The 20,610-nt window shown below is 69.1% G+C and carries 12 protein-coding genes; 9 read left to right on the forward strand and 3 right to left on the reverse strand.

Going from position 1 to position 20,610, the window contains the following annotated elements:
- Positions 1 to 33: 33 nt before the first annotated feature.
- The 3 genes from INQ41_RS11930 to INQ41_RS11940 all read right to left on the reverse strand — a co-directional run bounded on the left by INQ41_RS11930 (position 34) and on the right by INQ41_RS11940 (position 11,939).
- Complete coding sequence (locus INQ41_RS11930; protein ID WP_193984755.1) at positions 34 to 8,718, reverse strand: glycoside hydrolase family 94 protein; 8,685 nt, start codon at positions 8,716 to 8,718, stop codon at positions 34 to 36.
- Between the two features lie 125 nt (positions 8,719 to 8,843).
- A complete protein-coding gene (locus INQ41_RS11935; protein ID WP_193984757.1) occupies positions 8,844 to 9,680 on the reverse strand; it encodes a TSCPD domain-containing protein in 837 nt (278 codons plus the stop codon).
- 69 nt (positions 9,681 to 9,749) lie between these two features.
- A complete protein-coding gene (locus tag INQ41_RS11940) occupies positions 9,750 to 11,939 on the reverse strand; it encodes an adenosylcobalamin-dependent ribonucleoside-diphosphate reductase (RefSeq protein ID WP_193984759.1) in 2,190 nt (729 codons plus the stop codon).
- Positions 11,940 to 12,400: 461 nt separating this feature from the next.
- Between INQ41_RS11940 and INQ41_RS11945 the strand changes: the two genes are divergently transcribed.
- The 9 genes from INQ41_RS11945 (at position 12,401) to INQ41_RS11985 (ending at position 20,528) form a co-directional block, all read left to right on the forward strand.
- A complete protein-coding gene (locus INQ41_RS11945; protein ID WP_193984761.1) occupies positions 12,401 to 13,834 on the forward strand; it encodes a Do family serine endopeptidase in 1,434 nt (477 codons plus the stop codon).
- Positions 13,835 to 13,964: 130 nt separating this feature from the next.
- Complete coding sequence (locus INQ41_RS11950) at positions 13,965 to 14,300, forward strand: hypothetical protein (protein ID WP_193987374.1); 336 nt, start codon at positions 13,965 to 13,967, stop codon at positions 14,298 to 14,300.
- Positions 14,301 to 14,309: 9 nt separating this feature from the next.
- Positions 14,310 to 14,864: a phage holin family protein gene (locus INQ41_RS11955; RefSeq protein ID WP_193984763.1), complete on the forward strand. Its 555-nt coding sequence runs from the start codon at positions 14,310 to 14,312 to the stop codon at positions 14,862 to 14,864.
- A gap of 100 nt (positions 14,865 to 14,964) precedes the next feature.
- Positions 14,965 to 15,441, forward strand: coding sequence for a hypothetical protein (locus tag INQ41_RS11960; protein ID WP_193984765.1), 477 nt, complete (start codon positions 14,965 to 14,967; stop codon positions 15,439 to 15,441).
- Positions 15,442 to 15,443: 2 nt separating this feature from the next.
- The gene (locus INQ41_RS11965) at positions 15,444 to 16,610 is read left to right on the forward strand and encodes an AI-2E family transporter (RefSeq protein WP_193984766.1); all 1,167 of its coding nucleotides are present in this window, start codon (positions 15,444 to 15,446) and stop codon (positions 16,608 to 16,610) included.
- Positions 16,611 to 16,641: 31 nt separating this feature from the next.
- On the forward strand, positions 16,642 to 17,373 hold the full coding sequence (locus INQ41_RS11970) for an HAD family hydrolase (protein ID WP_193984768.1): 732 nt from the start codon (positions 16,642 to 16,644) through the stop codon (positions 17,371 to 17,373).
- Complete coding sequence (locus INQ41_RS11975) at positions 17,370 to 18,743, forward strand: leucyl aminopeptidase family protein (protein WP_193984770.1); 1,374 nt, start codon at positions 17,370 to 17,372, stop codon at positions 18,741 to 18,743. Before INQ41_RS11970 ends, INQ41_RS11975 begins: the two co-directional genes overlap by 4 nt.
- A 133-nt stretch (positions 18,744 to 18,876) precedes the next feature.
- Positions 18,877 to 19,977, forward strand: a complete 1,101-nt coding sequence (locus tag INQ41_RS11980; RefSeq protein ID WP_193984772.1) for a catalase family peroxidase — start codon at positions 18,877 to 18,879, stop codon at positions 19,975 to 19,977.
- Positions 19,974 to 20,528 (forward strand): cytochrome b, encoded by a 555-nt coding sequence (locus tag INQ41_RS11985; protein WP_193984774.1) that lies wholly within the window; start codon positions 19,974 to 19,976, stop codon positions 20,526 to 20,528. Before INQ41_RS11980 ends, INQ41_RS11985 begins: the two co-directional genes overlap by 4 nt.
- The last annotated feature ends 82 nt before the right edge of the window (positions 20,529 to 20,610 follow it).

Genomic DNA, 20,610 nt, shown 5'->3' on the forward strand with positions numbered 1-20,610 from the left:
GGAACGCCCGCATTGCTGCGGGCGTTCTTCTGTCTACGGGGCAACACCAGGGCCATCCGCCAGCACTATGCGGACCTCTCGCGGGATCTGGTCATCCAGCAGCGGAATGGACATCTCCGGCTGTTCCACGCCCTCCAGTAGCAGCCGCGTGGCGCCGCCTTCGTCGGCGCGCGCCACCTCGATGCGGTATTCGGCGTCGCCGTAGCGGTAGCGCATCCGGAAGCCCGGCCAATCGGCCGGCAGGGTCGGGGCCAGGTGCAGGCGGCCGCCTTCGCGGTGGATCCCCAGCAGCGACTCGACCATCAGCCGGTACATCCAGCCCGACGAGCCGGTGTACCAGGTCCAGCCGCCGCGACCGACATGCGGGGCGACGGCGTAGACGTCGGCGGCCATCACGTAGGGCTCGACCTTGTAGGTCTGCAGTGACTGCGCGGCGCCGTGGTTGACCGGGTTGATCATGCGCATCAGTTCCCACGCGCGCTCGGTGTGGCCGCTGCGGGCGAAGGCCATCGTCGCCCAGACGGCCGAATGGGTGTACTGGCCACCGTTCTCGCGGACGCCGGGCACGTAGCCGCGGATATACCCCGGGTCCTGCGCCGTCTTGTCGAAGGGCGGGTCCAGCAGCTGGATCAGGCCGGCCTCCTCGCGCACCAGGTGCCTGTCCAGCGAGGCCATCGCCTGGGTGGTGCGCTCCGGCGCCCCCGCCCCCGACAGCACCGCCCAGCTCTGCGAGATGGAGTCGATCCGGCATTCGTCGCTGACTTTAGAACCCACCGGCGCGCCGTTGTCGAACCAGGCACGCCGGTACCACTCGCCATCCCAGGCGTGCTTCTCCAGGTTCTGCTGCAGCGTATCGGCGGCCTGCAGGCAATGCGTGGCAAAGCGGTGGTCGTGGTGAGCCTCGGCCAGCGGGGCGAAGCGCTGGAGGACGTCGTAGAGGAAAAACCCGAGCCAGACGCTCTCGCCGCGGCCCTGCTCGCCGACCCGGTTCATGCCGTCGTTCCAGTCGCCGGTGGCGATCAGTGGCAGGCCGCGCTCGCCGGTCAGCTCCAGGCCCCGGCGGATGGACCGCACGCAATGCTGGTACAGGCTCTGGCGCAGGGTCGAGCGCAGCGGCAGGTCGAAGTAGGACTCCTCGTCTGGACCCACCGGCCGGCCTTCGATGTAGTTCACCGGCTCGTCCAGCACGTCGCGGTCGCCGGTGGCCTCCACGTAGCGGCAGACCGCCAGCGGCAGCCACAGGTAGTCGTCCGAGCAGCGCGTGCGCACCCCGCGGTCCTGCGGCGGATGCCACCAGTGCAGAACGTCGCCCTCGGGAAACTGGTGCGCGGCGCTGCGCAGCAGGTGGCCGCGCACCAGTGCCGGCTCGGCATGCACCATCGCCATGGAATCCTGCAGCTGGTCGCGGAATCCGTAGGCGCCGCCGGACTGGTAGTAGCCACTGCGCGCCAGGAAGCGGCAGGCGATGGTCTGGTACATCAACCAGCCGTTGGCGAGCACGTTGAAGGCCGGCTCGGGGGTGTCGACCTGGATCGCGCCCAGGGTCTGCAGCCAGTACATGCGGACCCGGTCGAGCGCGTCGTGGGCCGCCTCGCTGCCGCGATGGCGGCGGGCGACGGCCACGCACTCGCCCCAGTCCTTGCCCATGCCGAGCCGGAACACGGTTTCCCTGCGCTCGCCCGGCTCCAATGTGATGGGCACCTGGATGGCGGCCACCGGATCCAGCCCCGCGCCGATCTGGCCGGAGAGGTGCTCGCGGGTGAGCCCGGCCGGCGCCTGCAACGTGCCGTTGCGGCCGATGAACTCCAGGCGGTCGCCGGTGATGCTGCGCTCGTCGCCGCCGGCGTCGGTGTCGAAGAACGCGACGCGACCCTCGAACTCGGTGTTGTAGGCGTTGCGCGCGGTAAGCACGCCGCTGTCGCCGTCGATCTCGGTGATCACATGCATGCCGGTCTTGCCGTGCAGGTCGCCCAGGATCCACTCCACGTAGCCGGTGGCGCTCAGGCGACGCGGGCGGCCGGAGCGGTTGACCAGCTTCAGTACGCTGAATTTCACCGCGTCGTGCAGGTCCACGTACACCCACAACTCGCTGATGATCCCGTTTTCCTCGTGCTCGTAGACGCTGTAACCGAAGCCGTGGCGGGTGCGGTACGGCCCGGTGCCGCGGCAGGGCAGCGGCGTGGGCGACCAGACGTGGCCGGTGTTCTCGTCGCGCAGGTAGAACGCCTCGCCGGCCGGGTCGCGGACCGGATCGTTGTGCCAGGGCGTCAGCCGGTACTCGTGCGCGTTCTCGGCCCAGGTGTAGCCCGGCGAGCTTTCGCTGACCACGCAGCCGAACAGCGCGTTGGCCATCACGTTGGACCACGGCGCCGGAGTGGTTTGGCCATCGGCCAGGTCGATGACGTACTCGCGCCCGTCCGGGGAGAATCCGCCCAGCCCGTTGTCGAGGATCAGCTCGCGCGGGCCGGGATCAAACGGCCAGGCATCGAAGCCCGCCCGGATGGCCGGACCGTCGGTGACCTGACGCGGCATCAGCTCGTACTGCTCCGGTGCGGGGCCCAGCAGCGGCGCGAGCGGAGGCGCCGGCGGGATTACCTGCAGCTGCTCGGCCAGGGTGCCGCGCTGGTCGCTGAGCACCACACGCGCCACGGCCTGCATGAGGATGCGGTCCTCCTGCGACATCTGCTGGGTGGGGCGCACGAAAATGCCGCCGGGACGGTCGATCAGGTGCGCGCCGGCGCCGGCGGCGATCAGGCCCAGCACCTGGTCCTGCAGCTGCTGGCGGTAGCCGGCCTGGTCCTCGTTCCAGATCACCAGGTCGACCACCAGCCCTTTCAGGCGCCAGTAGGCGTGGGCCTGGGCCAGCTGGCGGACCAGCTCGATGTTGGCGACGTCGGCGATCTTCACCAGCACGATCGGCAGGTCGCCGGAGATCGACTGCCCCCACAGGCCCGACTGGCCACGCCGGTTCTGCCGCAGCACGGCCGGGTCGGCGCGCAGCGCGGGGCTGGTGTAGAGCACCAGGCCGGCCAGGCGCTCGTAGAGCTGGGCGTGGACCTGGGTGGCGTTGATCTGGTTGCGCACCACCTGGCTGTGCGTCCAGGCCATGTCGAACACCCGGTCGGCCAGGCCTCGGTCGCGGTACTTGTCGATCATGGCGCTGGCGTCCGCGCGGGTGGCACTGACGCCGGAAACCATGTCGATGCTGGCCACCTGTCCCGGCTCCAGGGTGATCCGGCAGCGGATCGCGACGATCGGATCGAGCACCGAGCCCTCGCTGCCCGACAGGTCGCCGGGGGTGGTCAGCGCGGCCGGATTCTGCAGCGTGTTGCCGCGGCCGATGAAGCGCGAGCGGTCGGTCTCGTAGGAGATCGCGTCCACCGACGCGTCGTGCACCGCGACCAGGTGGAACATCCACGGCGGCGTCTCGTCCAGCTCGCGCCGGCGGCGGGTGCACAGGATCGCCTGGCGGCTGCGCTCCAGTTCGGTCTGCACGAACAGGTTGCTGAAGGCCGGATGCAGCTCGTCGGCCATGGCGGGCGCGAGCACCACTTCGGCGTAGGTGGTGATCTCGACCGTGCGCGTGGTGCTGGCGCGGTTGGCGATACGCAGGCGTCGCAGTTCGATGTCGTCCTCGGGCGAGACCGCGATCGCGGTGTGCATCTCGAAGTCGCGCCTACGGCCGCGGAACTCGGCCTTGGCGTCGGAGAAGATCGCCTCGTAGGCATCCACCGCCACCAGGCTGGGCTGGTAGGAGGTCGACCAGAAATCGCCGTCCTCCACATCGCGCACGTAACAGAAGCTGCCCCAGTGGTCGCGCACCGCGTCCTCGCGCCAGCGGGTCACGGCGATGTCGTCGGTGCGGCTGTAGCCACCGCCCGCGCAGCCCACCATGACGTGGTAGCCGCCGTTGGACAGCATCTGGATCGCCGGCAGCTCCATGTTGGGGGTGCGGAAGATCCGCAGCCGGGTCTCGCCCTGTTCGGAGCGCTTGCCGGCGCTGGCCGCCTCGGCCGAATGCAGGTGCAGCATGCCGGTGCGCGGGATGCGTTCCTGCAACAGCAGCAAGGTCGCCTGCAGCTCGGGGTCGGCCATGAAACGGCGCTGCATCGGCTGGTCGCGCAGCAGGTAGTCCAGCGCCAGCAGGCCCATGCCCTGGTGGTGGACCATGAACGACTGCACGACCGCGTGGTCCTGGCCGGGCGGCAGCCGCGCCGGGGTGTAGTCGATCGCCTCGTACAGGCCGAAGCGGCCGGTAAAGCCCTGGCGGGTAAGCAGGCGCAGGTTCTCGCACGCGGCCTGAGGCGCCACCATCAGCGCCATCATGCTGGCGTAGGGGGCGATGACCAGGTCATGGCCGAGGCCGCGCTTGAGCCCCAGCCCAGGCACGCCGAACGCCCGGTACTGGTAGTTCATGCGCGCATCGAACAACTGGTAGCCCGACTCCGACACGCCCCAAGGCACGCCGCGCTGGCGCCCGTATTCGATCTGCCGCTCCACGCTGTTGCGTGCGGTCTGGTCCAGCAGGGTGCCGCGGTAGCTGGGCATGACCAGTTGCGGCATGAGGTACTCGAACATCGAGCCGCTCCACGACAGCAGGGTCGGATCCCCGTCGACCTCGGTCAGCAGCCGGCCCAGTGCGAACCAGGTCTCCTGAGGCAACTGCCCCTGGGCGATGGCGACGAAGCTGGCCAGCCGCGCCTCGGAGGCGAGCAGGTCGTAGTAGCCGTTGTCGGCACGCTGCTCGTCGACGTTGTAGCCGATCACCAACAGGCGCCGCGCCGGGTCGTAGAGGAAGCCGAACTCGGCCTGCGCGCACTGGCCGGCGATATGGGCCAGGCGCTCCAGTTCGCTGATGCGGTCGCTGGCCTGATCGGCGACCGCCGGCTGCGCGCTGCTCGCCAGTTCGCGCAGGCTGGGGATGGGAGCGGCGACGTGGATCGCCGACGGCTGCGCCGCGCCGGGCGCAGCGTGGAAGGGCGCAGCACCTGCCATCCACGCCAGTTCGGAGGCAAGCGCCGTGCACTGCGTCTCCAGCGCCGCCGCCCAGTAGGCCGATGCCTCGCTGCCGGCAGTATGCTGGCGCACCTGGGCGGCGTGGGCCTGCAGGCGATCGGCGAGACCGGCAGCCGCGGCCAGTTCTTCCGGTGGTTCCAGCAGGACTCTGTCCAGTTCGTCGGCCATGGCGCTGATCGCGGTCACGGCCGGAACGTCGCCCAGCGATTCGCGCAGCACGTCCAAGGTGTCGGCCACGCCCTGCCACGACTGCGCGGTGTGGACCGGCGCATCGACCATCGCCAGCAAACCCTGGCGCAGCGTCAACAGGTGGCCGGACAGGTTGCCGCTGTCGACCGCGGACACGTAGCGTGGCGGCAGCGGCTGCAGGGTCTGGGTGTCGTACCAGTTGAAGAAGTGGCCGCGATAGCGCGGCAGGGCCTGCATCGTCGCCAGCGTGGCGCCCACGCGCTGCATCAGGGTGGCCGTGGTCGCGTAGCCGAAATCCCAGGCCGCCAGGTCGGCCAGCAGGGACAGGCCGATGTTGGTCGGCGAAGTGCGCCGGGCGACCACATGGCTCGGGTATTCCTGCACGTTGTCGGGCGGCAGCCAGTGGTCCTGCGCGGTGACGTGGCTCTCGAAGAACGCCCACGTGCGCCGGGCCAGGCGCCGCAGGAACCGCCACTGGTCCAGCGTCAACGCGGCCGCGGGCTCGGCGCGCGGCGAACCCAGCCACCACATCAGCCACGGCGAGACGAACCACGCCGCCAGCACGGGCGTGGCCGCCACGAGCGCGCCGGGGCGCACCAGCACCAGCGCCACGCCGGCGACCAGCGCCGCGGCCGGCGAAGTCCACATCGAGCGCACGGTCGCCCACGCGCCCACCGGCAGGCTGCGCGCCACTTCGCTGGACGGATTCCATTGCAGCAGGTGGCGACGCGACACCAGCACGCGCCACAGGGTGGTCGCGATGGCCGCCAGGCTGAACGCCGCCTCGTACGCCACGCAGGCCACCGCCAAGGGCACCTGCACGAAACTGCGCAGGCTGGACGCCGCCGCCTGGCGCAGGTGCGCACGCACCGACAGGTCGGGCGGGCGGCGGGCGAAGTCGACGATGGCGCCCAGCAGCGGCGGGATCAGGTAGATCGACAGCACCCACAGCGACCACGCCAGCGGCAGCCGGGCCTGGAACCAGCCGATCAGCAACAGGGTCACGATTGCCGACGGAACCAGACTGCGGCGCAGGTTGTCCACCAGCTTGCCGCGCGACAGCATCGACAGCGGGTTGCGCTCCCATTGCCGGCCGGCGCGCTGCACCCACGGCAACAGCCATGGCAGCAGCTGCCAGTCGCCGCGGATCCAGCGTTGCCGCCGTTTGACGTCCACCGCGTAGCGCGACGGGTACTGCTCGTAGAGCTGGACGTCGCTGACCACGCCGGCGCGGGCGTAACAGCCTTCCAGCAGGTCGTGGCTGAGCACGCGGTTGGGCAGGATCCGCCCGTCCAGGGCGCGCTCGAACGCATCCACGTCGTAGATGCCCTTGCCGACGTAGGACCCTTCCTTGAACAGGTCCTGGTAGACGTCCGACACGGCGCGCGTATACGGATCGATGCCCGGCTCGCTGCCAAACAGGCGGGCATACCAGGAACTGACCTCCCCGCTCATGTTGATGCCCACGCGCGGCTGCAGGATGCCGTAGCCGCGCACCACCACGCCGCGCGCCAGGTCGAACACCGGGTGGTTCAAGGGGTGGGCCAGCGTGCCCACCAGCTTGCGGGCCGCATCGCGCGGCAGGTCGGTGTCGCTGTCCAGGGTGATCACATAGCGCACGCCTTCCAGCGCGGCGAGGTCACCGGTGATCTCCATGAAGGCGGCGCGGGTGCCGCCGCGCAGGACACGGTTCAGCGCCGACAGCTTGCCGCGCTTGCGCTCGTGGCCCATCCACACGCCTTCGCGCGGGTTCCACACGCGCGGCCGGTGGAACAGGAAGAACAGGTCGTGGCCGTTGGCGTAGCGCTCGTTGAGCGCGGCGATCTGCGTGCGCGCCGCGTCCAGCAGGGCCTGGTCGCCGGGCATCACCTGCTCGGGCGCGTCGAGGAAATCCGTCAGCAGGACAAAGCGAAGTTGCGCATCGCGGTTGGCCAGGAAGCGCACTTCCAGCGCCTCCACCAGCTCGGACACCGCGGCCAGGCTCGAGAGCATGGTCGGCACCGTCACCACGGTGCGCGCTTCGGCCGGTATCCCGTCGGAGTAGTCCATGCGCGGCAGGGTGCGCGGGGTGGCCAGCAGGGTGGCGCCCCAGTTCACGCAGGCCACGCCCAGCTCGCTGAAGGCGATCATGCCCAGCAGCCCGACCAGCAGCACCATGCCGTCGCTGGCGGTAAAGCGCGCCGCTTCCACCACCAGTCCCTGGGTGAAGAACACCACGATCAGGATGATCGGCAGCAGGTACGCCAGCAGCGGCACGCGGCGTGCGGTCTTGCGCACCGATGCCTCCAGGGTGGGTCGCGCGCCCAGCGCGTGCTCGAGCGTTGCCCGGCCGTCATCGGCGAGGTAGAAACCCACGTGGCGGCGGATGCCGCCGGCCTCCGTTCCGCCTTGGCGGGCGAGCTCGAGCGCCTTTTCCGCGACCGCGATCTCCTCCAGCCGGTTGCGCCGCGCGATCTCCTCGGTGAGGTGGCGGTAGCGATCGCGGGTGGCGAAATCCATGCGCGAATAGGTCGCCGTCGGGTCCTGCCGCAGCACCGCATCGACCAGGCTGGAGGATTCGACGAACTCTTTCCAGTCCACCAGGGTCAGGAAGCGCAGGCTGCTGATGCTGTTGCCGACCGACATCTGGTCGATCGACTGGGTCTGCCCGTCGGCATGCACCACCTGCTCCACGTCGGTGCCGCCGTCGGCCAGCCATTGCTCCACCCAGGTCAGCGCCAGCGCCAGCACCGTGCCCTGCCCCTGCATCTGGCGCACCAGCTCGGCCACGAAGGCCGGGGTCATCGGCGGCTGGCTGCGCGCCATGTCGGCGATCACCAGCACCAGGTCCTTGGGCCGCTCCTCGGCGGCCGTGATCAGGCGGTCGGCCCAGATGTCGGCCAGGTCCATGTGCACGCGGTCGGCGGCGATGCGCAGGCCGACCCGGCGCAGGTTCTCGATCAGCGCCAGGCGCAGCATGATCGGAATCGCCCACAGCTCGCCCAGCTTCAGCGGCGCGACTTCCTGGTAGGCGGCCACGAAGCGGCCCAGGCTTTCGATTTCCAGGCGGCCGTCACCGTGCGAGATCGCGTTCAGGGCGATGTCGTAGACGCGGGGCAATCCGGCCGAGGGTCCGTTGGCCAGGCGCGGCAGTTCGCGGCTGTAGCCGCGCGGCAGATGCCGGCGCGCAATCGCGACCTGCTCCTGGACCAGGTAGATGTTGTCCAGCAGCCAGTCGCTGGCCGGGGTGATGCGCCGGTTGGCCTGCGCCGATGCGGTCAGCATGGTGCAGGTGTGGTCCAGCACGCGCTGGTTCTCGCTCAGCCGCTCCAGCAGTGACTCGGTATGGGGCTCCAGCGCCGACTGCAACTGGTGCATGCCGGCCAGTTGGCGACCGTGCTCTTCCATGCGCTGGGCACTGAACAGCGAATCGCGCAGCGGCAGTTCCTCGGCGATCGGCGCCAGGGAGGGCCGGCGCGCGAGTCTGCGCAGCAGGCCCGACTTCCGGCCGGACGGCAACGTGGATTGCGGCATGCGAGCGGGCTTCCCGTTAACGCGCGTGGATTACGCGTCGGGGGATGCTCGCAGAGACGTCCCAAAAATTCCGTGAAACGCGCGCGAATCGGCGCGGTGCCGCTGCGCGCGGGAGGGCCCTGGACTCAGCCGCACTTGGAATAACCGCAATTGAGGCAGGTCGCGCAGCCGTCCATGATCACGATCGCCTTGGTGCTGCACTTGTGGCACATCGCGGCGGAGGGCGGAAAGGCCACCCCGCCGTCGCCGGTGACCTCGACATCCTCGCTGCGCGGGGTGTCGCTGACCCGCGGCTCGGGAAACAGGTGGCCGCTGAGTTCGTCCCGCGGCGGCAGCTCGGCGGTGGCGACCTTCTGCGCGAGCGGGGTTACCTCAGTTTTTTTTTTGGCCTCCATGGCCGCGTACGCCGCGCGCTTCTCGGCGATCAGCTCACGCTGGGAAGCACTCATCTCCGGGTCCTGGATCATCCCGATCGATTTGAGGTGCTCCTCCACGATGCTGCCCAGCTCGGCGACCAGCGATGGCATGTAGACGCCACCGGCCTTGAAGTAACCGCCGCGCGGATCGAACACCGCCTTCATCTCCTCCACCAGGAAGGTCACGTCGCCGCCCTTGCGGAACACCGCCGACATGATCCGGGTCAGCGCCACGATCCACTGGAAGTGGTCCATGTTCTTGGAGTTGATGAAGATCTCGAACGGCCGGCGGTGCTCGTGCTCGCTGCCGGCATTGAGGATGATGTCGTTGATGGTCACGTACAGCGCGTGCTCGAACAACGGCGTCTTCAGCTTGTAGGTCGTTCCAATCAGGGTCTCCGGACGCTCGATCTTCTCGTGCATCTGGACCACGTTGCTGTCCCTGTCGGCGGCCTGGGCGGCATCCTGCGCCGCGGTTTCGCGGACGCGGTCCTCGGCGCTGACGACGCTGTAACCCTTGATTTTCTGGTCGATCTTGATGGCCATGGGCCAGACTCCTGGTGCATTGGTGGACGACGCGACGGCCCGGGTGGGCCGCGCGCGGGGATGCGTGGCTCAGAACCTGCCGTAATACCCTTCCTTGAGGGCATCAAACAGGTTGGCGGCGGAGTGCATCTCCCCGTCGTACTCGATTTCCTGGTTGCCCTTGGCCTCCACCACGCTGCCGTCTTCCAGCTCGAAGCGGTAGGTGGTGTTCTCCAGGTCGGCTTCCTTGACCAGCACGCCCTGGAAGGCGGCCGGGTTGAAGCGGAACGTGGTGCAGCCCTTCAGGCCCTGCGCGTGGGCGTAGGTGTAGATGTCTTTGAAATCCTCGTAGGGATAGTCGGTGGGCACGTTGGCGGTCTTGGAGATTGAGCTGTCGACCCATTTCTGCGCCGCGGCCTGCACGTCCACGTGCTGCTTGGGCGTGACGTCGTCGGCGGCGATGAAGTACTCGGGCAGGCGCGTGGCCGGCTCATCGGAGAACGGCATCGCGCCGGGATTGACCAGGCTGCGGTAGGCCAGCAGCTCGAAGGAGAACACGTCCACCTTCTCCTTGGACTTCTTGCCCTCGCGGATCACGTTGCGGCTGTAATGGTGGGCGAAGCTCGGCTCGATGCCGTTGGAGGCATTGTTGGCCAGCGACAGCGAGATGGTGCCGGTCGGCGCGATCGAACTGTGGTGGGTGAAGCGGGCTCCGACCTCGGCCAGCTCGGCAACCAGTTCGGGGGCGACTTCGGCCACGCGCTGCATGTAGCGCGAGTACCTGGCATGCAGCACCTTGCCCGCTACTTCCTGGCCGATCTTCCAGCCATCGGCGACCATTTCCGGGCGTTTGCGCAGCATCTCGGCATCGACCGTGAACTGCTCGTCCATGATCGGCGCCGGGCCCTTCTCCTTCGCCAGCGCCAAGCCGGTTTCCCAGCCGGCAACGGCCATCTCGCGGGCGACCTGCTCGGTGAACTCGCAGGACTCGGGCGAGCCGTACTTCATCTGCAGCATGGTCACCGTCGAGCCCAGGCCGAGGAAGCCCATCCCGTGACGGCGCTTGCGCATGATCTCGTCGCGCTGCTGCTGCAAGGGCAGGCCGTTGATCTCGACCACGTTGTCGAGCATGCGGGTGAACACGCGAACCACTTCGCGGTACTCGTCCCAGTCGAAGGTGGCCTGTTCGGTGAAGGCGTTGCGCACGAACTTCGTCAGGTTGATCGAGCCCAGCAGGCAGGCGCCGTAGGCCGGCAGCGGCTGCTCGCCGCAGGGGTTGGTCGCGCGGATGTCCTCGCACCACCAGTTGTTGTTCATCTCGTTGACGCGGTCGATCAGGATGAAGCCCGGCTCGGCGTAGTCATAGGTGGACACCATGATCATGTCCCACAGGTGCCGGGCCTTGATGTGGCCGTAGACCTTGCAGGCGACCAGGCCATCATCGCGGACGATGTAGTTGCGGTGGGTCGGCCAGTCGCGCCAGACCACCTGGGCGGGATCGTCGAGATCGACGTCGCCCTTCTCCTTCAGGTTGACCGGGAACACCAGCGGCCAGTCGCCATCGTCAGCCACCGCCTGCATGAAGCCGTCGGTGATCAGGAGCGACAGGTTGAACTGGCGCAGGCGGCCGTCCTCGCGCTTGGCCCGGATGAAATCCTTCACGTCCGGATGCGAGACATCGAAGGTGCCCATCTGCGCGCCGCGGCGGCCACCGGCCGAGGACACGGTGAAGCACATCTTGTCGTAGATATCCATGAAGGACATCGGCCCGGAAGTGTAGGCACCGGCGCCGGCAACAAACGCACCGCGCGGGCGCAGGGTGCTGAATTCATAGCCGATGCCGCAGCCGGCCTTCAGGGTCAGGCCGGCCTCGTGGACCTTCTCCAGAATGCCGTCCATCGAATCCTCGATGGTGCCCGAGACGGTGCAGTTGATCGTGCTGGTCGCCGGCTTATGCTCCAGCGCGCCGGCGTTGGAGGTGATGCGGCCGGCGGGAATGGCACCGTGGCGCAGCGCCCAGGTGAAGCGCTCGTGCCAGTAGGCGCGCAGCTCGTCGGTGGACTCCGAATCGGCCAGCGCGCGCGCAACGCGGCGGTAGGTCGCGTCGATGTCGGCGTCCACCGGCGTGCCGTCCTTGGTCACCAGCCGGTACTTCTTGTCCCAGATGTCCAGCGACGCGGGCTGCATGGCGATCTTCATCACCGCCGGGGTGTCGACGCCGGGTGTCTGGGAATTGCCGGAAGTTTCCATGCTTGCTGCCTCGAGGCGCACCGTGCTCATGCCTGAACTTTCTCCTGGGTGGCCGCTGCTGGGCGCGGCCGGAATGCGGGTGCGGAACCGGTGGACCGGCGCCGCGTTGATGGGTGTCGACGATGTCCTGGAACCCGGCAGCGCCGCACTCGCGTCAGCTTCGCAGGGGTCCTCCGGCACCGCTTGACACGGATCCGAACGCCTTGGCGACATAAGCCGATGAACCCAAGTGCTGGGCGTATCCGTCCGGCCTGACCACAACATGTTGTGGCTGCCAAGGAGGTCAACGCTACCGACACCCCCCGGCCAAGTCAACGCTGGCGGAGCGCGCGATTTGCCGCTATGGACGGCAGGGCCTGGAGCGCCACGCGGACGGGCAAAGCCCGGCTTCATCGACGATTTACCGCGCTTGAACCACACTTGGTGTTTGCCTTTTTCAGCCTTGCCGGGGACCGCCCATGAGCACCGATCGGAATCCGCCACGACCTTCCATGCGCAAGCTGGCCATGCTCGCATTCGCCGCCTGTTTCGGCGGCGTGGTGGCCGCCGCCGTCCTGCATGGATTGCAGGCGCCGGCCGTGGCCGCGCCGACCACGCAGTCCGGCGCACCGGCGATCACGCCGATGGCCGCATCGCTGCCCTCCGCGGTGGCCGGCCAGCCGCTGCCATCGTTGGCGCCGATGCTCGCGCAGGTGACGCCCGCGGTGGTCAGCGTGCAGGCCAAGCAGCGCGTCCGGCTGAACAACCCGTTTGCCAACGATCCGATGTTCCGGCGCATGTTTCCCCACATTCCGCAGGAACGCATCGAGCAATCGCTGGGCTCGGGCGTCATTGTGGATGCGACGCGCGGCTATGTGCTGACCAACCACCACGTCATCGAGGGCGCCGAGGAGGTCACCGTCACCCTCGCGGACGGGCGCACGCTGGCCGCGGAATTCGTCGGCTCCGACCCGGACACCGACGTGGCGGTGATGCGCATCCCCGCCGAGGGGCTGCAGCAGATACCGCTGGCCGACTCCGGCGACCTGCGCGTGGGCGACTTCGTGGTGGCCGTCGGCAACCCGTTCGGCATCGGCCAGACCGTCACCTCCGGCATCGTGTCCGCCGTCGGCCGCACCGGACTGCGCGGGCTGGGATACCAGAGCTTCATCCAGACCGATGCGTCGATCAACCCGGGCAACTCCGGCGGCGCGCTGGTCAACCTCAACGGTCAGCTGGTCGGCATCAATACGGCCAGCTTCAATCCGCGCGGCAGCATGGCCGGCAACATCGGTCTGGGCTTTGCCATCCCGGTCAACCTAGCGCGCAACGTGATGGACCAGCTGGTGACCAGCGGCGAGGTGCGTCGGGGCACCTTCGGCCTGGACGCGCAGGACGTGGATGCCCGGCTGGCCAGGGCGCTGGGACTGGATCACCCGCGTGGCGCGCTGGTCACACGCGTGCACGCCGATTCGGCCGCCGCCGCTGCGGGCCTCAAATCCGGCGATGTGATTATTGCCGCCGACGGCGAGCGCATCGACAACCGCGACGGGCTGCGCAACTTCGAAGGCCTGCACGCCATCGGCAGCCAGGTGCAACTCGACATCCGCCGCGACGGCAAGCCGCTGCGGCTGTCGGCCAAACTCAGGGAGCAGCCGCGGGCGCTGGCCGGGGCGAGCCTGGATCCACGGCTGGCCGGCGCCGGCTTCAGCGAATTGCCCGAGCGCCTGCGCCAGGCCGGCATCTCGGGCGTACTGGTCGAGTCGGTGGCCCAGGGCAGCCGCGCTGCGGCGAGCGGCATGCGCGAGGGCGACGTGGTGATGGGGTCCAGTGCGGGTGCGTTCGAGGATCTGGCCGGCTTCCGCACGGGCTTCACACGGCCTCCGGCACAGTTGGTCTTGCAGATCGTTCGCGGCAATCAACGCGGTGTGCTGCAGATGCAATAAACCCCACGATCCCCCATCAGGAGCGACATCCATGAATTCCAACCAGACCTCCGGCACCACTGGCAGCAGCGGCAGCACCACCGGCACTACCGGCACGTCCGGCACCACTGCCACCAAGCCCACCGAGTCCATGAAGTCGAATCTCGGCGAAGCCGGCACCCACCTCAAGCAGGCGGCCCAGCACACCGGCCAGACGCTCAAGGGCGCAGCATCGGCCGCCGGTGAAGAGTTGCGCACCGGTCAGGCCGGCATCAAGTCCGAGCTGTCCGAGAGCGCATCGGCGACGAGGGCCGCAGCCAGCGAAGTGGCCGGCGCCGCCCGCGAGCAGGCCGACGAGCTGATGGAGAAGGGGCGCGACCTGATCGACAGCGCGTCGGAGCTGATCCGCGAGCGTCCGATGGCCGCCTTCGGTGCCGCGCTTGCTGCGGGCTGGGTGCTGGCCAAGCTCACCCGCAACAACGACTAAGCCGCCGCAATGCACAGCCACGGCGAAGACGACCGACCCTACGAGGACGATCCCCCCGTGGCCGACGAGCTGCGGGAGGCCCTGCGCCAGATCGGCTTGACCGGTCGGGCCAGTCTCTCCGCCGCAGGCGACACGGCCAAGGCGTTGCGGGCACTGGTGGCAGCGGATGTCTCGCTCGCCCGCAGCGCCCTGGGCCGTACCCTGGCCATGAGCGGGGTGGCGATCATCTGCGGCGCCACCGCATGGCTGTTCCTGATGGGCGCGCTGGTGGTGTTCCTCAACGGAGCGACCGTGCTCACCTGGACCGCAGCGCTGTTGATCCCGGCGGGCATCAGCCTGCTGGCGGCGGCGATCGCCACATGGGCGGCGGTGCATTACTTCGGCCATACCCGGCTGGACGCGACTCGGCGCCAATTGGCCCGGCTGGGCATCGGCGAGCTGTCGGAGCTGATGCCTTCACCGGACTCGGCCGAGACCGCCCGCGATGCGGAGCAGGGCAAGCCGCCGCGTGAGCCGGCTGCCGCGCAGACCCGCCGCCCTCCCACCGAGCAGGCGGGCACGTGAGGGTGGCAGGTATCCGGTCTCCCGGTAACAGCCCGCCAATGAAATCCGATAAATGCAATCGACGCGCGGCGCGTGCCGCCGTCGGCCCAAGGCGGAACTCATGAATTTTGAAAAGCTGAAGAACAAGGTCGACCAGGCCGAAAACACCTTGGAGGCGAACGAGCGCCGGGTGGGCGCTGACCTGCGCCAGCTGAAGGACTCGTGGCTGACCATGTGGTCCCCGGGCCGGATCATCGTGGTCGGACTGGCCAGCGGATTCCTGATCGGGCGTGCCGAGCCGCTGCAGACCGTGGCCCGTGGCGGCGGCTTGCTGCGCATGAGCAGCACCCTGATGACCCTGTTCTCCGGCATGACCGCGGCCTCGGCGGCCAGCGATGCCGAAGCCGCCGAAGAATCCGCGGAGGAAACGCACGCCGCAGCTGCCTCGGTCGCGGCGGAGTCTGCGGGCGTAGCGGCGAGCGCCGACTCGGCGCGCCGGCAGCGGCGCCGCTTGCCCGCCGGAACGAGCGACAACGCCGCCCAGGACTATCTGGAGCGGCTGGCCTCGGCCGCGCGCCAGGCCGGAGGCAACGGCTGAGCATGGCCGCGGGACCCGCGCAGCCCGGGTCCCCTGCCGCCCCGGAAGACCAGGACCTGACGTTGCCCGGCGCGAGCGCTTCCGGGACGGATGAATTTGCGCCTGACCCGGATCCCCCGCTCTCGGCGGTGCGTCCACGCGCGTCGCATGCGCTCAACCTGCTCGCCACCCTGGCCGTGGGCTACACACTGTGGCTGGCCCAGGGCGTGGTGCTGCCCATTCTGCTGGGGATGTTTTTCGCCCTGATCGGCAACCCGATCATCCGTGGACTGCGGCGCCTGCGCCTGCCGCGGGTCCTGTGCGCGACCATCGTGCTGCTGGGGGGCTTGGCGGCGGCGCTTGCGCTGGGCTACCAGCTGGCCCAACCGGCTGCCGAATGGGCCCGCCAGGTACCCAAGGAACTCAGCCGGCTGGCACCCAAACTCCGCCAGATGAGCAAGCCGGTCCACGCCGCCAGCGAGGCGGCGCAAAGCATCGCGCGCGCCACCGAGGCCGGCGACGGCAAGAAGGTCGACGTGGTGCGCACCGAGGTGAACGACCCCTACAAGTCGCTCACCGCCACGCCGATGATGCTGACCTCGCTGCTGGCGGTGGTGCTGCTGACGTTCTTCTTCATGGTCTACGGGGAAAACCTGCAGCGCAATGCCATCTCGCTGCTGCCCAGCCGCCAGCAAAAGCGCGTCACCGTGGAGATCATGCAGTCGATCGAGCGCGAGATATCACGCTACGTGCTCACCATCAGTGCGATCAACCTGATGCTCGGCCTGGCGCTGGCCGGGTCCTTCTACCTGCTCGGCGTGCCCCTGGCCGAAGCGCTGCTGTGGGGAACCATGGCGGCGGTGCTCAACTTTGCCCCCTACGTCGGGCCCCTGATCGGCATCATCATCATGCTGCTGATGGGGTTCGTGGCCTTCGACGAGGCCTGGATGTCGCTGGTGCCCGCCGGCATCTATCTGGGCCTGCATACGCTGGAGGGTCAGATCCTGACCCCGGTGATCCTCGGCCGGCAGATGCGGTTGTCGCCGCTGGTGCTGATCATGGCGCTGATGGCGTTCGGTTCGCTGTGGGGCATCATCGGCCTGCTGCTGGCGGTGCCTTTGCTGGTCTGCGTGAAAATCACCCTGTCGCGCATCGAGGGCCTGGAAGGCTGGGCGCGCCTGCTGGAATGATCGGCATTTTTCGACGGGCTAGAATGACCGCGTGAGCTTTCCCGTCCACGCCATCACCCTCGACCTCGACGACACGATCTGGCCCATCGCGCCGGCCATCGTGGGCGCAGAGGCGGCGCTGGAAGCATGGATGGCGGAAAACGCGCCCCGCGCGGCACGGATGTGGCCGGCCAGCGAGCGCCAGCGCCTGCGTGAACTGGCCAACCGCGAGCGTCCGCGGCTTGCCCACGACATGACCGCGCAGCGCCGGTGGATGATCGAACGCATGCTGGTGCTCGCCGACGAGGACGTCGCCCTGGCCGAGGCGGCCTACGACGCGTACTTCGCCGCCCGCTGCGATGTGACGCACTACCCCGACAGCGTCGACGCGCTGGAGCGCCTGGCGGCGCGGGTACCGCTGGCCGCCGTCAGCAACGGCAACGCCTGCCTGGACACGATCGGCCTGATGCACCTGTTCCAGTTCCAGCTCGGCGCGCGCGAGCACGGCGCCGCCAAGCCGGACACGAGCATTTTCCATGCCGCCTGCGAGCGTCTCGGCCTGCCCCGCGAGCAGGTCCTGCACGTCGGCGATGATCCCTACATGGACGTGATCGGCGCGCGCCAGGCCGGACTGCGCGCCTGCTGGATCAACCGCGCCGACGAGCACGACCGGTTCCCGCCGTGGCCCGATGCCCGGCCCCGTCCCGACCTTGAATTTCCCACACTTGCCGCGTTGGCCGACTGGCTCGACGCGACGCACTCCGAGGAGTCGATCCGCCCATGAGCCTGCCGCCTGGCTTTACCGATGCCACCACCGATGCCCTGCCCCTTCACATCGTCAGCCCCGAGGGGCTGGCGCAGTGGCGCGCGGCCCAATCACCGGCGCATGGCCAATGGCTGGACGCGCAGGCATTCGATGCCAGCGCCGGTTCGGTGGCGTTGCTGTCGGCGGACGATGGCAGCATCGCGGGTGCCGTGATCGGCGTGGCTGACCGCGCCGACGCCTATTGCTACGCGCACGCCCCTTTCGCGCTGCCCGCCGGCACGGTGTGGAAGCCCGCCGAAGAACTCAACGCCGAGGACGCCAGCAACCTGCAGCTGGGCTGGGGCCTGGGCAGCTACCGCTTCGCCCGCTACCGCAAGCCCAGGCGCGCGCCGGCCGAGCTGGCGGCGGCTGCGTCGCAGGAAGTGCGTGACGTCATCACCGCGTGCCTGCGGGTGCGCGACTGGGTCACCACGCCCACCGAGGACATGGGTCCGCAGCAACTGGAAGATGCCGCGCGCGAGCTCGCCGACAGCCACGGCGCGACGTTGGAAGTGATCGCCGGCGACGCCCTGCTGGAGCAGAACTTTCCGACCATCCACGCGGTCGGTCGGGCTTCGCATCGCGCGCCGCGCCTGATCGCCCTGCGCTGGGGCAAGCCCGGGCATCCCCATCTGGCCCTGGTCGGCAAGGGCGTGTGCTTCGATACCGGTGGGCTGGACATGAAGGCCGCCGACGGCATGCGCAACATGAAGAAGGACATGGGCGGCGCCGCGCACGCGCTCGCCTTGGCCGGGCTGGTCATGGCGCAGACCTTGCCGGTGCGCCTCACCCTGCTGGTGGCGGCAGTGGAGAACGCGGTCGGCCCCGATTCCTTCCGCCCCGGCGACGTCATCACCACGCGCAAGGGCATCACGGTGGAGGTCGACAACACCGACGCCGAAGGCCGGCTGGTGCTCTGCGACGCGCTGGCCTACGCCTGCGAGCAGAACCCCGACACGATCATCGATTTCGCCACCCTCACCGGCGCCGCCCGCGTGGCGCTCGGCCCGGACCTGCCGGCGCTGTTCGCCAACGACGACGCGCTGGCCCGGCAGTGGCTGGAGGCCGGCGAGGCGACCCGTGACCCGGTCTGGCGCATGCCGCTGTGGCGACCGTACCTGCGCTACCTGGACAGCAGCATCGCCGACATCGCCAACGCGGGTTCGCGCATGGCCGGCGCGGTCACGGCGGCGCTGTACCTGGAGCGTTTCATCAGCGAGGGCCAGAAGTGGGCCCACCTTGATGTCTATGCGTGGAACGACAAGGACCGCCCGGGACGTCCGGCCGGCGGTGAGGCGCTGGCGCTGCGTTCGGCGTGGACGATGCTCAAGCAACGCTACGAGCGCTGAGCCGTTCAGGCGCGCTGCGCGCCGACGACCGGTCCGCGCGCACAACCTGGTGTAGTTGGGCCGGACGAACCTCCTCGTCACGGCGTTCCCGGCTGTCCGGGTGTATTACGGGTGGCATCCACCGGACCTTGCGATGACCTCACAGATCCCCACTCCCGACCGGCGCCCGCCGCGACGTTCCTTGCTCCCGCTTGCCGCGATCGGGCTGATCGCCCTGGGTGGGGCCGCGGCGTTCGCCTGGGCCGCGGGCTGGATGGGCAGCAGCGGGCGCCTGACCTCGCAGGGGTTCGTCGACACCATCGAAGCCACCGGCGCTGACCACCCCGGATTCCGGCGCGCGCACAGCAAGGGGGTCTGCGTCAGTGGCAACTTCCAGGGCACCGCGGACGGCCGCGCCCTGTCGAGTGCGCGCGCGTTCTCGCAGCCCGCCGTGCCGGTGCTCGGACGGATGTCGATCGGTGGCGGCGATCCTCACGGCGCCGATGCTGCAGCGCGCGTGCGCAGCATGGCGCTGCTGATCCGCACCGACGACGGCCAGCAATGGCGCATGGCGATGAACAGTTTTCCGTTCTTCGGCGCGCCCACGCTGGAGGCCTTCCTGGAGCAGACCCGCGCCGGGATCCCGGATCCGGCGACCGGCAAGCCCGACCCGGCGAAAATGGCCGCGTTCCTGGCCAGGTACCCGCAGGCACGTCGCTTCCAGGCCTGGGCCAAATCGGCGCCCTTGTCGGACAGCTGGGCCAACACCGCCTACAACGGCGTCCACACCTTTTATTTCATCAACGCTGCCGGCGAGCGCCAGCCGGTGCGCTGGTCGATGCGGCCACAGGCGCCCTTCGTCGAGATGGACAAGGCGCAGCGCGAGCAGGCCTCCGCCGACTACCTCGCCGAGGAGCTCGACCGCCGACTGGCGACGGGCCCCCTGCGCTGGGACATGGTGGTGACATTGCCCGATGCCGGCGATGCGCTGGACGACCCGTCGCAACCGTGGCCCGAAGCGCGCCGCCAGGTCACCGTCGGCACGCTCAGTCTTGAGCAGGCACAGCCGCAGGCCACGGGCCCGTGCCGGGATGTGAACTTCGATCCGCTGATCCTGCCGACCGGCGTGGCGGCGTCGGATGACCCGATTCTGGCCGCGCGCTCGGGCGTGTACGCGCAATCCTTCTTCCGCCGTGAGCGCGAGATCGCCAGCGGCAAGGCCGCCGGTGCCACCAGCGATGAGGTGTCGCCATGAACCCGCGTCCGCGTGAGCATTTCAACCTGTTGGCGCGTGTGCTGCACTGGAGCATGGCGGTGCTGATCCTGACCATGCTGTTTGTCGGCGTCACCATGGTCGCCTCCCTGACCCTGCGCCCGATGCTGATCGAGCTGCACCGGCCGATCGGCATCGCCATCCTGCTGCTGGCACTGCTGCGGCTGGGCAACCGCCTGACCCACCGTCCGCCGCCGCTGCCCGCCGACCTGCCCGCCATCCAGAAGACCGCCGCCCGCGCCTCGCACTGGGTGCTGTACGCGCTGATGCTGTCGATGCCGCTGATCGGCTGGGGAATGCTCTCGGCGAGCGGCTATCCCATCGTGATGTTCGGCGGCGTCCACCTTCCGGACATCCTGCCGCATTCCCCGACGCTGTTCGCCCTGCTCCGCGGCGCCCACGGGCTGCTGGCCTACCTTCTGTTTGCCACCGTGTTGCTGCACCTGTCGGCGGCGCTGTACCACGCATGGGTGCGGCGCGACGGCGTGTTCGCCAGCATGGCGCGCGGTCCGGTGCACGACGAGAGCCGATAAAGCCGCGGTCTCCAGCGACGCGACGGCGCGCTTGATGGGTGGGGCGGAACTTCCTGCCACTTGACAACTCTGCAAAGCAGAG

The organism is Lysobacter ciconiae, from assembly GCF_015209725.1.
Lineage (GTDB): Bacteria > Pseudomonadota > Gammaproteobacteria > Xanthomonadales > Xanthomonadaceae > Novilysobacter > Novilysobacter ciconiae.